The following is a 14,969-nucleotide window of genomic DNA, read 5'->3' as shown; positions in this document are numbered from 1 at the left end:
CCGGGCACCGTCTTCCGGAGAGCGGTTTACTTGACTCCCTGCACCCGATCACAGAAGCGTTCCCATTGTGATCTCTCCCAGTCTCGGCGTCGTTCATGGCTTCAAGTCGGTGCCCACCGCCTTCGGCATCCTCCTGCGCCGCCCGCAGATCCTTCTTTGGATGCTGCCGCCCCTCATCTTGACGCTGATCCTCGACGCGGTCGCCTTCTACTTCGCCTTCGGCTGGATGCACGCGAAGATCGAGGAATTCCTCAGCGGTCGCGGCTACGCCCAGTGGTTGACCAGCGCCGCGAACATCTTCGGGGGTGTCGCGGTCGTGCTTCTGTTAGGCTGGGCCTTCGCCTGGATGTTCCTCGCCCTTTCGGGCCCTTTCCAGGACTTCATCTCCGCCGCGGTCGAACGCGAACGCCATGGCGGCGGCCCGAAGCCTCCGGTAGGCTTCCGCGGTTTCGCGAGAGGCATCCTGCGCGGTGCCATCCAGTCCTTGGTGCTGATCATGATCACCCTGCCGGTGCTGCTGGTCGGCTTCGTCCCTGCACTCGGACCTCTGATCGTCTTCGCTTGGAGCGCCTTCGCCATGGGCTTCTCCTTCACCACCATCCCCGCTGGCCGCCTGCGCGAGCGCCTCGCCCTCGCCCGTCGCCAGCGCGGCGCGATGTTCGGCCTCGGCTCAATCATCGCCCTCGCTGCCATCGTGCCCTTCCTCAATGTCCTCTTGATGCCCGTCTTCGTCGTCGCCGGCACCCTCGTTTACCTCGAATCCAACGATCCCCAGCCCGCGAGCCCGCCGATGCTGCCCGACGAAGCTTGAACGGCGGCACGCCAGAAATAGGAAAGCCCGGAACCACTGTCCCGGGCTTCCTTTGGTTTTGGAGGAATTGTCGTGATTCCTACTCCTTCTTGGCCGCGGTGGCCGAAAGCAAGTACGCCCGGCGCTGGTCCGCGAAGGTCCGCAGCGCCATGCTCGACGGCCCGAAGCCACGCGGTGCTTCCTCGCCGCTAGCTGCCGCCGGCTGATCCGCGGTCAGCTTCTCAAACTCCTCGGTGCTGGAGAGCTTCCGTGTATCCGCCGCGATCTCCTTGCCAGCCAGCTCACGGTACTTTGCGACCACCGGCCCCAGCTTGCTCCAATCGAGATTCTCTTGGGCGATCGTCCGGACCTTCTCCAGATAGCGGGCTTTCAAGGCAGGCACGGCGAGCAGCTTCGAGCGCAGCGGAGTGCGCTCGTTGTCCATCCCGGTGAGGGGATCGAGCTTCACACCTTCGCCACCGCGATTGCCGCCACCCGCACCCGGGCCTTGCTGGCCCGGACCTTCAGGCCGCGGCTGGCCACCTTCGGGCCGGCCTTCGCCTCCCGGAGGGCCGAATCCGCCGCGATCACCGCCGCCTCCCCGGGGTCCAAAGCCCGGTCCGCCACCGGAGGGCCTGAAGGCTTCATTCATATCCCCGGGGATCAGGTGGAAGCGGCCATCTGTGTCGCGATACAGGCTGAAGTCGCTGGCGCGGGTCCAGTAGCCGTCGCCATTGATCAGCCCGCAATCCAGCGCCAGGAACCACAGCACGCTGTCGATATCCAGCATCGGCGCGACTGCTGCCTCGAGCTCCCCGGCCGGCGTCTGCGAGAGCGTTTTGCAGAGCTTGATCAGCGCCTGCCAGTCCTCGTCCGTGCCGTCCTTCATGTCGTAGCGCTCCTTGTAGACCGCCAGATCCTCACCGGCGTAGTCGAGGCCGCCACGGCCGTTTGGGGACCCACGGACCTTCCAGCGCGCGCCCTTGTTGCTGCGGAAGTTCTCCTGGATGAAGTCCTTGTTGAACTGTTCCTGGTTCACATAGACGCCCCAGTTCTCGCCATTGATCACCACCCGCACCAAGTTCGCCTTCGGCGCGGCGATGTGCTGGCGGGCGATGTGCGAATACAGCACCGCGCTCAGGAAGCTGCCGTCCTCGTGGGAATTCAGCAGGTTGAGCGTCTTGTATCCGTCCAGCTTTTGCTTCTTGTCGCTGAAATCGAGCGAGACATTCAGCGAGCGCTTGTGGCCGGCGGAGACCATCATGTAGCTGGACATCCCGCGGAAGTGGACGCCCACGCCGGGGTACTTCTTGCCGTCCACCGTGAGCGTCGCCGGGACCTCCACATCGGTGCCGTGGAAGTCCTCCAACTCCTTCTCCCAATCGGCATTCTCGAAATCAAGGAACAAGGTCCGCAAGGTATCCTCGGCATAGAGATCGGAGCTGCCGGCCGGTGAAACCTCAGACGGCGAGATCTTCACTCCGGGAGTCGCCGGAGTCTCCTCAGCACCGCCGCGTGGACCGAATCCGCCCGGACCACGTCTGCCGCCACCACCCGGACCACCGGGGAAGCCGCCGCGCTGCTGGGCCGGATTGGCCTTCAGGAACTCGCGGGCCGCAGCGCGCTCCTCTTGGTTCAATTGCTTGTTACCGTCCTTGTCAAAGTCGGCGAGCAACTTGCGCTCGGACTGCATCGGCGGTCCACCGGGGAAGTTTCCATTTCCGGGCGGCGGCTGCTGGGCAAGTGCGGGAAGAACGAGAAGAACTGAGAGTGACGCAACAGAGGGTATGTATTTCATGAGACAACACAGGGGTCGTTGCCTCGGAGGACGGAAGCTGCGGGTGAAACGCCCGGCCCGGCCAAAAGTTTCGCCGACAAAGCCAAAAAAAGCCCGGTCCCATCGCTGGAACCGGGCTTTTTGGAAGCGGAAAGGCCCTGATGGATTTAGTGCTCGCGGCAGAACTGCTCGAAGCGGGTCAGACCCTCGTTGAGCACGTCCAGCGTGGTGCAGTAGCTCATGCGGATGCCGTCGTCGTAGCCGAAGGCGATGCCCGGAACCGCGGCCACCTTGTAGCGGCTGAGCAGCTTGTCGGTCAGGTTCGTCGACTTCAGGCCCAGCTGGCCGGTGTAGACGAAGAAGTAGAAGGCACCCTTCGGCTCCACCACACGGATGTTGTGGATCGCCTTGAGGCGCTGGAACATGAACTGGCGCTTCACGTCGTACTCGTCGCGCAGGTCGCTGATGAAGGTTTGGTCACCTTGGAGCGCGGCCACCGCACCGTATTGGGCGAAGGTGGTGGCATTCGAGACCGTGTGGCTCGCGATCTTGTCGATCGCCTCCGCCAGCGGCTTCGGAGCGGCGGTGTAGCCGAGGCGCCAGCCAGTCATCGAGTAGGCCTTGGAGAAGCCATTGACGGTGATCGTCAGGTCGTAGAGCTCCTGGCTCAGGGAAGCGATCGAGACGTGCTTGTTATCGCCGTAGACCAGCTTCTCGTAAATTTCGTCGGAGAGGATGATGATGTCCTCAGACAGGGCGACTTCGCCGATGTCGCGCAGCTCCTGCTCGGTGTAGACCGCGCCGGTCGGATTGGAGGGCGTATTGAGGATGACCATCTTGGTCGCCGGGGTCATGGCGGCCTCGAATTGCTCGGCGGTCATCTTCCAGCCGTTGGACTCCTTGGTCTCCACCAGCACCGGCTTGCCGCCCGCGAGGCGGACCATCTCCGGGTAGCTCACCCAGTAAGGGGTCGGGATGATCACTTCATCGCCTTCTTCCACCACGGCGAGGATGGCATTGTAGCAAGCCATCTTGGCACCGGCGCTCACGCAGATCTGCTTCGCGTCGTAGGAGACGTTGTTGTCGGCGATGAACTTGGCGGCCAGGGCGTCGCGAAGCTCCGGGATGCCGTTGGCAGGGGTGTACTTCGTCTTGCCTGCCTGCAGCGCGGCGATTGCCGCGTCCTTGATGTGCTGCGGGGTGTCCACCTCCGGTTCGCCACCGGCGAGGCCGTAGACCTCTTCGCCCTTGGCGATCAAGGCCTTGGTCTGATTGGTGACCGCGAGGGTGAGTGACGGGGTGACCTCGAGAATTCGGGATGAAATGCTGTCCATGGAAGCGCGCGGTATGGTGGTTCACGCCCTCCGGAGACCGGAGCAACGGTGATGTCGCGCAGCCCCCGGTGGAGCGGGGGGCTTTTCTGCCCGGACCAGCGGCCCGGCGCAAGTGAAATGCTATGGGTCAATCGTCAGAAGTCATTGGCCATTGGGGGGAAGGCAAAAAGCATCGTTTTCTGCCTGTTTCCCAATGACTCATGACCAATGAGCCATGACTCAGGCAGTCAGGTCATTCATCCAGCCGCCCCGTGCGGTGACCCATTTGCCTTTTTTGACAACTTCCGGGAAGCCGAGGCCGTGGCTGGCGGCGGCGGTGAAGACGTCCCAAGCTTGGCTGGCGAGGATGCCGGAGAGGACGATCTCGCCCTTCGGCTTGAGGGTCTTGATGATGACCGGGAAGGCTTGGATCAGGACCGTGGAAAAGATGTTGGCCAGGACCACGTCGTATTTTTTGCGTGGCTTCCACTTCAGGATGTCGAGTTCCTTGGCCTCGATGCCCGGGGTGCCGTTGCGCTCGAAATTGCGCTCTGCCACCGTCACCGCGAAGGGGTCGTAGTCGCAGGCGAAGGTTTCACCGGCACCAAGCTTCTTGGCGGCAATGGCGAGCAGGCCCGAGCCGGAGCCGAGATCGGCGCAACTCCAGCCCGCTTCGCGCGAGCGGCCGATATCGACGAGGAAGCGCAGGCAGGTGGAAGTGGTGGCGTGGTCACCGGTGCCGAAGGCCATTTCCGGCGGGATGCTGATGATGTCGCGGCCGGGATGGTCCTTGGCGAGCTGCTTGAGATCCTTGGCGGAGGAGAGCTGGGTGACCACCAGAGCATCACGGACCTTGAGCGGTGGCGGGATCACGGGGGAGGCGTTCTTCCAATCGCTGGACAGCTTGCGGACGGTGCCACCGAACTGCTTGGCGATGGCTTCGCCCTCCGATTTGGTGGCGCAGAAAACTTCCACGCGCACCGACTTGCCGCCCTTGATGACGTGGAGGACGAAGTTGGGGTTGCCGTGGAAACGATCTTCCCAAGCATCGAGCCACTTGGAGGCGGAGAGCTTCGACCAGACGAACATGGCGGGAAGGTGTAGAAATCCGCGCAGCCGAGTCCAAGTTTCATTTTCAGAGCGCCGGTGACCTGTCTTGCTTGGGGGAATGCCGCAGGCGAAACGAAATGAGCCCGCGGCCATTGCTGACCGCGGGCTCGGGTGCACAAACCATTCCGTGAAACTTCACGAACAGCTGGAAAATGAAAAGGGGCGCCCGCAGCCCTCCCAAACCGCGGGCGCCATGCGTTTCCGCATTTGATTCAGTATCGTGCAAGTTCCCCATTCGCGCAAATTCAGGAAGACGGGGGGATTTACTTAAGGTGTTTTACCGACACGGCGCGCGGTGGGATTTGCGGACTGTTAGATCAGCGGGTGCTTCTCTAACCGGAGAAGGCGCGAACTGCTGCGAGGCCTGACCTGCCGGGGAATTTTGAGCGGAGCCTTGCGGGAAAAGTTTGGGCGGGGAGGTCGTGAATCAGGAGGTCCTTGCCAGTCTCTCAACCCTGGCAGTAGGGGACCTCTCGATCTTTTTGTGGGGGACCTCCCCGCCCATCCCAGACAATCCAGGGGAAAAGTCAGCTGCTTGGCGGCTGGGGCGATGGGCTCAAACTCGGGATGGTAACTGTTCCCGGTGTCGCATCAGCAGTGCCGAGATAGGATGAATCGGTGTGTCGTTTTTCAATCGCCGGGTGAACGGAATGCCGATGCGAGTAGGGAGGCGGTGATTTAAAGTAAAGTTTTGTTAGGGATTTTGAGCCGGATTGGCGGAAGCTTGTCCGCAAAATTTAGGATATGTTGTTGTTATGTTTGGGTTGGGGAAGGTGGAGCTTGGGCGCCTGCCGATTGGTGGCGGGCCCTGTGGCGTCGCGGAAGAGCGGGAAGAAGGGGGGCAGAGGAGGTCGGGAGAGGGCTTTGTGGGCTTGGAGAGCCGCGCGCTGCCTGATGGGCCGCGATAGCTCCTTGGTTGAGGAGGGCGGGTAGGAGTCGCGGTGGGGGACCTTGCCTGGAATTGGTGTGGCGCTCTGATGCGAGACCTCGGGCAAAAGGCTGCGACGCTCGCAGCACTCCGAAAGCGGCCCGGCCGCAAATGGAGGGCAGGTGGGTGCCGCGCCGGAGTAGGAGCGATCCGGACACGAAAAAGGCCCTCTTGCGAGGGCCTGATTCTGAAAGGAATGGAGCGGGCGATGAGATTCGAACTCACGACATCCACCTTGGCAAGGTGGCGCTCTACCACTGAGCTACGCCCGCGTCGCGAAACGCGTGCGCGGTTTCTACACGGGGACCGACGAGGGGCAAGAGAAAAGTAGCATTAAAGTTTCGAGAATTTTCATGAGGCGGGGAAGAAGGGCTTCCCGGGCGTCTTGCCGGTGAGAAATCGGGTAGGGAAGGTGGGATGTGGAAGCGCGTCACCGCTTTGGAGTGAGGCTCGCATTCAAGGGGTGCAGGCTGCTTCCGAAAGCTGTGGCAGCTTGTGAATGGCGTGGAGCGATGTTCCTGGCGCCGTGGGCAAACCGGAACCTCGCCTTGAGTGGGTGCCATTCGCCACATGGCGCAGCATGCCCAAAAAGAAAGGCGTGCTGGTGCACGCCTTCGTTGTGCCGCGGAGCCGCGGGCTCAGCTTGTCGGGAGGCTGAGTCTTTTGTTGATCCCTTGCGGGGCGAATCGAATCGATCAATCCAAAGTGAACTCGCCGTCTTCGCCGATGCCGATCCAATTCAGGCGGCCGAAGGCGCGGAAGATGGCGGGAGTCAGTTCATCGCCGTCGTCGTCGGCATGCTCGATGGTAGCGGAGCTGGTAAGGCCGCGCATCGATTCGATACTGATCACGGTGCGATAACCTTCGAGGTGGATCCAATCACCCCAGTTCTTCGATTCGTGGCGCGGGAAGAGTTTCTCCTTTCGAAGAGCCTCTACGACTTCTTTGACGGTGCAGGGATCTTCGGACTCGGGCAGTTGCAGGACAGTTTCCATGTGGCGGGCGGGAAGCTTGCTGAAGCTTATTCACGAATGGAAGCTTCGCATAGCCTCGAATACAAGCCGCCTCTTGCTAGTAATTCTTCGTGCTTCCCGGATTCGACCAATTTTCCGTCTTGCAAGACACAGATCAGATTTGCTTTGCGGACGGTGGAGAGGCGGTGGGCGATGACGAAGGAAGTGCGGTCGGCGCGGAGGTTTTCCAAGGCGTCTTGCACCAGGCGCTCGGTGGTATTGTCGAGCGCGGAGGTCGCTTCGTCTAACAAGAGTAGCGGCGGGTTCTTGAGCAAAGCTCTTGCTATGGAGAGGCGCTGCTTCTCGCCACCGGAGAAGCGCACGCCGCGCTCCCCCGCGACGGTATCAAGCATCTCCGGCAATTCCCTGACGAATGGTGACGCATTCGCGCTGTCGAGCGCGGCCCAGATTTCGTCGTCGGTAGCGTCTGGTTTTGCGAGGCGGAGGTTGTCGCGGAGGCTGGTATTGAAGAGGAAGCTTTCCTGGGTGACGTAGCCGGTGTGGTCGCGCAGCCATTCTTTCGAAAGGTCTTCGATGGGATGGTCATCGAGCAGAATGCGGCCCTTGTTGGTTTCGTAGAAGCGTGTCAGCAGATTCAGCACGGTGGACTTGCCGGCACCGGTGGGGCCGACGAGGGCGACGGTCATGCCGGGCTCGGCGACCAGTGAGATGCCTTCCACAGCGGGAGAATCGGGATCGTAGGAGAAGCCGGCGTTTTCGAAAGTGACCTTGCCCTTGAAGACGGCGGGGCGCAGGCCTTCGGTGAGATTGACCTCATCCGGCAGATCGAGGATGTCGAAGACGCGCTTGGCTGCGACCTTGCCTCCGACATAGAGCTGGGTGAGGGTATTGATCCGCGAGATCGGATCGAAGAGGAAGCCCCATGCCACCAGGAAGGCCATGGGGGTGCCCTTGTCCATCTTGCCCTGCAGCACCCAATAGGCACCACAGCCGAGCATGAGGATGATGCCGGACTCCGCGAGCAGCGAGACGCCGGGCCAGACGAGAGCCTGGCCTTTCATCACGCGCATGTGCTTCTCGCCGACGTGTTTGCTCGCGGCATCGAAGCGGTCGAGTGCTTCGGGCTCCACGGTGTAGGCCTTGATCTGGCGGATGCCGGCGAGGTTGTCATGCAGCAGTGCATTGAGCGCTGCGGAGGCTTCGGAAGATTCGCGCCAGCGTGGCTCCGCGCGCTTCGAGTAGATCGTGGTGATCAGACCGATGATTGGCAGCGGAGCGAGGGTCACCAAGGCAAGCTCCCAACTGTTGTAGAACATCCAGCCGGCCATGATCAGGAATTGCAGGACCGCGGGGATGGCCTGGTCGATGGTCTCCACGATCATGCGGTCGGTGGAAGGGACGTCACTGGCGACGCGCGACATGATCTCGCCGGAAGAGTTCGAATCGAACCATTTGATCGGCAGGCGCTGGAGCTTGTCGTACAACTTGCGACGCAGATCGTGGATCAGGCGCTGCTCGAGGACGTTGTTGCCATAGGTGCGGAGGGTGAAGAGGACCTGGCGCAGGAAGATGGCACCGATGCCCATGGCGGCGGTCTTGAAGAGCAGGTCCTGGCGCCCCTTGTCCATGACCTCAGTGACCATTACCTGGGTTACCGTGGGCAGGACCAGCACCAGCACCGTGCAGAGGACTGCCATCAGTAGCGAGGTGGAGGCGCGTCCGGGGTAATGGAGGACGAGTTGGAAGACGCGTTTGAGGACGGCCATGGTGCCGACAAAAAGGGCGTGGAACTGGGATGATGCAAGGAAGATGCTTCGCGTTTCCGCCGATCCGTGTTAGGAAGAAGGAGAAACCCGAAAATGCCCCGGACCCACATCCTCGCGCTTGACCAGGGGACTACCTCGTCGCGCGCGATTGTATACGACCACGAGTGCCGGCAGGTTGCCGTAAGCCAGAAGGAGTATCCTCAGCACTATCCGCGGCCGGGGCATGTGGAGCACGATCCGCTGGCGATCTGGGCGAGCCAGTGGTCAACGGCGGTGGATGCGATGGGCAAGGCGGACCTGATGCCGCAGGACATCGCGGCGATCGGGATCGCGAACCAGCGGGAGACAACGCTGGTGTGGGACCGGGAGACCGGGAAGCCGGTTTATAATGCGATCGTGTGGCAGGACCGGAGGACGGCGGGCGAGTGCGCGCGGCTGAAGGAGGAGGGCGTGGAAGAGCTATTCGTGCAGCGAACCGGCTTGCGGTTGGATCCGTATTTTTCCGGGACGAAGATCCGCTGGATCCTGGAAAATGTCGCGCATGCGCGCAGCCGGGCGGAGGCGGGAAAGCTGATGTTTGGCACGGTGGACAGCTGGCTACTGTGGCGGCTGAGCGGAAGGACCGTGCATGCCACGGATGCGAGCAACGCCTCGCGGACGCTGCTCTATGATATTCACAAGGGCGACTGGGATGATGAGTTGCTCGGGATTCTGGGGATTCCGCGCTCGATGCTGCCGGAGGTGAAGGACAGCAGTGGGATCTTCGGGGAGTCGCAGGAGGGAATTCCGATTGCGGGGATCGCGGGGGACCAACAGGCGGCTTTGTTCGGGCAGGGATGCTTCAGTGCGGGAACGGCGAAGAATACCTATGGGACCGGTTGCTTCATGCTGATGAATACCGGGGCGGAGGCGGTGGTGTCGCGGAACGATCTTTTGACGACGGTGGCTTGGAGGATCGCTGGTGAGACGGTTTATGCCTTGGAGGGCTCCGTCTTCATCGGCGGTGCGGTGGTGAAGTGGTTGCGCGATGACCTGCAACTGATTCGGACCGCGGAGGAGTGTGAGACGGTAGCGGCGACAGTGGCGGACAGCGGCGGGGTCTATTTCGTGCCGGCATTCGCGGGGCTGGGAGCGCCGCACTGGGACCCTTACGCAAGGGGCATGGCGATCGGCATGACGCGCGGGACGAACCGCGCGCACTTCTGTCGGGCCGCGCTGGAGTCGATTGCCTTCCAAAGCGCGGAGCTGGCGGAATGCATGGTGAAGGACAGCGGCATCCCACTACAGCGACTGCAAGTGGACGGCGGCGCAGCGCGGAGTGAGCTGCTGATGCAGTTCCAGGCGGATCTGTTAGGCGTGGAAGTGATGCGGCCGCGGGACATCGAGAGCACGGCGAAGGGCGCGGCGTGGTTGGCTGGCTTGGGAGTGGGATATTGGCATGACCGGGCGGAGCTGGCTGCGCGGAACGAAACGGGCATGGAGTTCCGGCCGCAGCGTGCGAAGGCTGAGATGGAAGCCCTGATGAAGGGCTGGCACAGGGCGGTGGAGCGCTCGAAAGGATGGGCCGATGATGACGCGAACTGAGCATCTCGCCGCCTTGGAGTCGGGAGACTTCGATATTTGCATCGTGGGCGGCGGCGCCAGTGGGCTGGGCGCGGCGGTGGATGCTGCATCGCGCGGGCACCGGGTGGCGCTGGTGGAGCAGGAAGATTTCGCGAAGGGCACTTCCTCGCGGTCGACGAAGCTGGTGCACGGCGGCGTGCGCTATCTCAAGCAGGGAAACATCCCGCTGGTGATGGATGCCCTGCATGAGCGCGGGCGGATGGCGAAGAATGCGCCGCACTTGGTGCGTGATCTCGCCTTCGTGATTCCGACCTACCACTGGTGGGAGGGGCCTTTCTACGGGATCGGGATGAAGGTCTATGATGGGCTTGCCGGGAAACTGGGTTTCGGGCCGAGCCATGGACTGTCGCGGGAAGAGACGTTGGAACGGATTCCGACGATCGAGCCCGATGGTCTAACAGGTGGGGTGATCTATCATGACGGGCAGTTCGACGATGCGCGGCTGGCGGTTCACCTGGCGATGAGCGCGGACGATCATGGCGCGAAGCTGGCGAACCATGTGAAGTGCACCGCGCTGGTGAAGGATGAGGCGGGCAAGGTCTGCGGCATTGAAGCCAAGGACACGGAGACCGGGCGGCGCTTCACGATCCGTGCGCGCTGCGTGATCAATGCTACCGGAATCTTCGTGGACGAGTTGCGGCGCGGTGATGATCCAGAGGCGAAGGACATCGTGGCGGTGAGTCAGGGCGTGCACCTGGTGTTGCCGAAGGATTTCTTGCCGGGAGACTCGGCGATGATGATTCCGCGCACGGCGGATGGGCGGGTGCTTTTCGCGGTGCCGTGGCATGACCGTGTGGTGGTGGGTACCACTGATACCCCCCTGCGCGAGAGGTCGCTGGAGCCGCGCGCGCTGCCGGAGGAGATCGCCTTTATCATGATCCATACGGCGCAGTATCTGACGCGCGATCCGAGGCCGGAGGATGTGCTGAGTGTCTTCGCGGGATTGAGGCCGCTGGTGAAGTCGGGTGAGGGGCTGAAGACCGCGAGCCTATCGCGCGATCATACGATCCTGGTGGCGGAGAGCGGGCTGATCACGATCACCGGCGGCAAGTGGACGACCTACCGGAAGATGGCGGAGGATGTGATCGGGCGGGCCGAGCAAGTTGCAGGACTGGAGAAGCGCGCGTGCCGCACCGAGGATCTGCCGATTCATGGCGCGACGACCGAGTTGATCGAGGAGAAGCACTTGCGGTTCTACGGCAGCGATGCCGCCGCGATTCGTGAACTTGGCGAGACCCAGAAGGTGCATCCAGCGCTGGAGTTGACGGTGGGCGAAGTGCGCTGGCATGCGCGGATGGAGATGGCGCGGACTGTGGAGGATGTGCTGGCGCGGCGGAGCCGGTGTTTGCTGCTGGATGCGCGGTCGGCGATTGCTGCGGCCCCGGCGGCCGCGCGGATCTTGGCGGAGGAGTTGGGGAAGGGGAGCTCGTGGGAATGGACGCAGACGAGTGAGTTTACGGCGTTGGCGCGGGGGTATGTGTTCGGGGATCCGGCGAGCACGGGGTAGTGGGTGTTTCCGGTAGGGCGAGCTGGCCTCAGCGCGCCGCGAGCGATGAGGGGATCATCCGAGAGCGTAGAAGACTGCTGAGGTCCGCGCGGATCGCCCGCGGCTGCCTGAGGCCAGGCAGCCCTACCGAAAGTCAGCCCTACCGGAAGTCGCCTTAAACGACTGCCGTTCCGCTACCTTGAGGTTCCGCCGCTGGCCTGTTAGTGTTGCTGCGTGCTGCTCGATATCTGGGAAATCCTCGGGACCTTCGTCTTCTGTCTCTCCGGCGCGCTGGCGGCGCGGGAGCGGGCGATGGATTGGTTCGGGATGTTCGTACTGGCTTTCCTGACCGGAGCCGGCGGTGGGATGATCCGCAGTGTGCTGATTGGCGATGTGCCGCCGCAGTTCCTGAAGGATCCGCGGATCTTCGGTCTGGCGACGGCGGGGACGCTGGCGGCGCTCGCCGGTGCGGCGTGGTGGAAGAAGGTGCACCGGGTGGTCTCCCTGTTTGATGCGATCGGCCTGGGCCTTTTCACCGTGACGGGGATCCGGATCTCGCAGGCGCATGGCTTGCCCTGGTGGTCCTCTCTCGCGCTTGGGGTGATTACCGCGACTTTCGGCGGTCTGCTGCGCGATGTGCTGCGGAACCAGATCCCGCTGATCTTGCGGAGGGAGATCTATGCGACGGCCAGCATCATTGGCGGGCTGGCCTTGCTCGGGATGGATCTGTTAGGCTGGCCCGAGGGTGTGGTGGTGGGCGTCACCACCGCACTTATCGTGACGATCCGTTTGCTGGCAATCCGCTATGCGGTGCACCAGTCGAAGGGGTAGCGTATGTGGAGTGCTAGCCCTCCGCTGGGTTCTATCCCTACACCGGTCCGCCGAAGAACTTCTCCAGAGCTTCCACGCAGCCGAGGCTGTGGGTAGCGGTGCAAGCATGGCCGCCGCCGGCGAGGACGTGCTCTCGAATGTCCGCCACAGCATTTCCCGGGCATGCGAACATGGCGGCGGCGCCGGGGCTGAGCATCTCGAAGTCGTTGTGGCTGTCGCCGATCGCGAAGGTGCTGCTGGCATCAAGACCGAAGTGGCGCGCGACTTCCGCCAGGCTACTACCTTTCTGGTACTTCTTGTGGCCGAAGCGCAGCCAGATGGAATTGCGCTGCCAGCCGAGGAAAGGGTTGCCGTTGGCGTGGGATTCCACGCGCTGCATGATCCAAGCCATCTCCTCCTCCGTGCGCGCGACCAAGCCGGCGGGGTCTCCGGGTTGCTCGATCCAGGTGGCACCGGTGTGTTCCTCCACATCGCGGCGGATCAGGTCGAGAATACTGCGGACTTCGATGAAGAAAGACTTGAGCTCGTCCTCGCAGGACTGGTTCCACGGTTGCAACGGCGACCAGCGGCCATTCGGCTGCGGCAACCAAATCTCGCGCTCGCGGGCGACTACCCAGTCCGGGGTGAAGGGAAAGCCGCTTTCCACCAGGCCCTCGATCACGTGGGCGATGGAGCGGCCGGTATTGATGCCCCAAAGGGCGCCCTCGTCGCGGCGCAGGCGCTCCAACGTCCGGAACAGGCGTGGGCTTACTGGTGGCTCGTCGGCCGGGTGGTGCAGGGTGCCATCGAAATCGAAGGAGAGGATGGCTCCGGGCTTGGCTGGCGGATCGAGCGGCTGCACGCCCCGGGGATAACGCCGCTGACGGCGGGGTCAAGGGTGGGTATTCCTTATCGGAGAGCGAGCGCAGGGGCGCGGAGAGCTGGACGCTTTACTCCTCCTCGACCGGCTCGGCGCGCTGGGGCTCCTCGACCACTTCCTCGGCCTTGGGTGCCTGCTCTTCTTCTTCCACCGGCTGGGCCTTGGGAGCGGGCTTCGGCTTGGCGCGCGGTGGTGGCGTTTCCTCCACCGGCTGAGCCTTGGGTGGGGTCTGCGTTTGGGGTCGAGTGCGCTGCGGCGGCGGAGCGGGGGCAGGCGTGTGGGTTTCCTCTTCCACCGGCAGGGCGCGCATCGGCTTCACCACCACGGGTGCGGGCTGCGGCTTTACCGGGGTGCCTTGGCCTTGAGCTTGGGGTTGTCCCGTGCTTTGAGTCGGCGGCTGATTGCGGCGCATGCGGATTTCCACGCGGCGGTTGGGAGCCTGCTCCTCCACGTTGCCGGAGCCGACAAGCGGGCGAGCCATGCCGTAGCCGCGGGGAACGATCCTGTCGCCATTCATGCGCAGCGAGCTGACCAAGTAGGCCTTCACCGCTTCGGCGCGGCGTTGGGAAAGCGAGAGATTGTAGGACTCGCCACCGAAGAGGTCGGAGTAGCCCTCAATCCAGCAGTAGAGCCCGGGATTGCGGTCGATAATCAGCGCCAGCTTCATCAGCCCGACCTTGGCGCTCTGGCGCAACTCGGCGCTATCGTATTCGAAGAGTAGGTCACTGGGCAGCATCGTCTTCTTGCCGACCAGTACGTCCGGCGAGAGGCCGACCATGTCCTGGAGAGTCACCACACCATCGAGCGTGCCGGCATCCACTTTGCCGCCCGCGCCCTTCTTGAGGAGGTCCTCGGCGAAGCGGTTGAGGTTGGATTCATCCACCATGCTCGCACCGGGATCGACGATGATCTGGGATTCTGCGGCGAGCGGCAGGTTGTTGGCGGTCTTGCCGAGCTCCTTCATCGAGGTGCTCAGGTCGATGCCCGCGGCAGGATCGACCACGATGCCCTGCGGGTCACCGGCCATGGCGGGATTCTCAAGGCGCACCGCGAATTCGGGCTCCTTGATCTCCGGCTTGAGTTCCATCTCGGTATCCTTCGGCAGCTTGGTAAGCGCGTCCAGTTCATCGAGCAGGGCGGCAGCGGTGGGTGGAGGCGGGGTTTCCACTTCCTTCGGGATCATCATGTCCTTCTCCGGCGGCAGGACTTCCACCGGTTCCTGGGCCACCGGCTGTGTGGAGATTTCGTCACCGGGCAGGATGGCGCGGGCGATTTTGATGGAGCTCAGGAAGTAGAACGCGCCGACGTGGAGGATCACGGCCACGAAGAAGGCTACCGCCACCCACCAGCCCATATTATCCGGGCCGGGCAGGCGGATCGGTGTGCTCTCGCGCGAGCTGCGCCATCCGTAGCTGTTTTCCACGGCCGGACTATACGCCGGGCGGCCTGCCTGACAATCACCGGCTTGCGATCGATCTTGCTGCTTGGCACCCGCCGTGCTGGAATTCGGGC

11 protein-coding genes and 1 tRNA gene are annotated in these 14,969 nt (G+C 63.0%); 4 read left to right on the top strand and 8 right to left on the bottom strand.

Annotation, left to right across the window (positions count from 1 at the left end; all coding sequences use genetic code 11):
* Positions 1–67: 67 nt before the first annotated feature.
* Positions 68–811 carry an EI24 domain-containing protein gene (locus BV071_RS12955; protein ID WP_035607510.1) on the top strand — a complete coding sequence of 248 codons (744 nt, stop codon included), beginning with the start codon at positions 68–70 and terminating at the stop codon, positions 809–811.
* A 79-nt stretch (positions 812–890) separates the two neighbouring features.
* Here BV071_RS12955 and BV071_RS12950 read toward each other — a convergent pair whose 3' ends face one another.
* The 6 genes from BV071_RS12950 to BV071_RS12920 form a co-directional block, all read right to left on the bottom strand.
* Positions 891–2,483 (bottom strand): CotH kinase family protein, encoded by a 1,593-nt coding sequence (locus tag BV071_RS12950; RefSeq protein ID WP_052573284.1) that lies wholly within the window; start codon positions 2,481–2,483, stop codon positions 891–893.
* 251 nt (positions 2,484–2,734) lie between these two features.
* Positions 2,735–3,901, bottom strand: a complete 1,167-nt coding sequence (locus BV071_RS12945; protein ID WP_035607507.1) for a pyridoxal phosphate-dependent aminotransferase — start codon at positions 3,899–3,901, stop codon at positions 2,735–2,737.
* A 219-nt stretch (positions 3,902–4,120) separates the two neighbouring features.
* A complete protein-coding gene (locus tag BV071_RS12940; RefSeq protein ID WP_035607504.1) occupies positions 4,121–4,969 on the bottom strand; it encodes a 50S ribosomal protein L11 methyltransferase in 849 nt (282 codons plus the stop codon).
* A 1,146-nt stretch (positions 4,970–6,115) separates the two neighbouring features.
* A tRNA-Gly gene (locus BV071_RS12930) sits at positions 6,116–6,190 on the bottom strand.
* 423 nt (positions 6,191–6,613) lie between these two features.
* Entirely contained in the window at positions 6,614–6,913 is a 300-nt protein-coding gene (locus tag BV071_RS12925) for a hypothetical protein (protein WP_035607496.1), read from the bottom strand.
* 26 nt (positions 6,914–6,939) lie between these two features.
* A complete protein-coding gene (locus BV071_RS12920; protein WP_035607494.1) occupies positions 6,940–8,658 on the bottom strand; it encodes an ABC transporter ATP-binding protein in 1,719 nt (572 codons plus the stop codon).
* Between the two features lie 93 nt (positions 8,659–8,751).
* Between BV071_RS12920 and glpK the strand changes: the two genes are divergently transcribed.
* The 3 genes from glpK to BV071_RS12905 all read left to right on the top strand — a co-directional run bounded on the left by glpK (position 8,752) and on the right by BV071_RS12905 (position 12,598).
* Positions 8,752–10,242: a glycerol kinase GlpK gene (gene glpK / locus BV071_RS12915; RefSeq protein ID WP_035607491.1), complete on the top strand. Its 1,491-nt coding sequence runs from the start codon at positions 8,752–8,754 to the stop codon at positions 10,240–10,242.
* Positions 10,229–11,788 carry a glycerol-3-phosphate dehydrogenase/oxidase gene (locus BV071_RS36075; protein WP_035607489.1) on the top strand — a complete coding sequence of 520 codons (1,560 nt, stop codon included), beginning with the start codon at positions 10,229–10,231 and terminating at the stop codon, positions 11,786–11,788. The genes glpK and BV071_RS36075 overlap by 14 nt, the downstream gene beginning before the upstream one ends.
* Before the next feature lie 213 nt (positions 11,789–12,001).
* A complete protein-coding gene (locus BV071_RS12905) occupies positions 12,002–12,598 on the top strand; it encodes a trimeric intracellular cation channel family protein (RefSeq protein ID WP_035607486.1) in 597 nt (198 codons plus the stop codon).
* Between the two features lie 37 nt (positions 12,599–12,635).
* Here the strand turns inward: BV071_RS12905 and BV071_RS12900 are convergent, their stop codons facing one another.
* Positions 12,636–13,439, bottom strand: coding sequence for an HAD hydrolase family protein (locus BV071_RS12900; RefSeq protein ID WP_035607483.1), 804 nt, complete (start codon positions 13,437–13,439; stop codon positions 12,636–12,638).
* A gap of 88 nt (positions 13,440–13,527) precedes the next feature.
* Positions 13,528–14,880 carry an OmpA family protein gene (locus BV071_RS32890; protein WP_052573282.1) on the bottom strand — a complete coding sequence of 451 codons (1,353 nt, stop codon included), beginning with the start codon at positions 14,878–14,880 and terminating at the stop codon, positions 13,528–13,530.
* Between the last annotated feature and the right edge of the window lie 89 nt (positions 14,881–14,969).

It is taken from the genome of Haloferula sp. BvORR071 (assembly GCF_000739615.1).
Taxonomy (GTDB): domain Bacteria; phylum Verrucomicrobiota; class Verrucomicrobiia; order Verrucomicrobiales; family Akkermansiaceae; genus Haloferula.
This window is presented reverse-complemented; position numbering and strand designations above follow the sequence as displayed.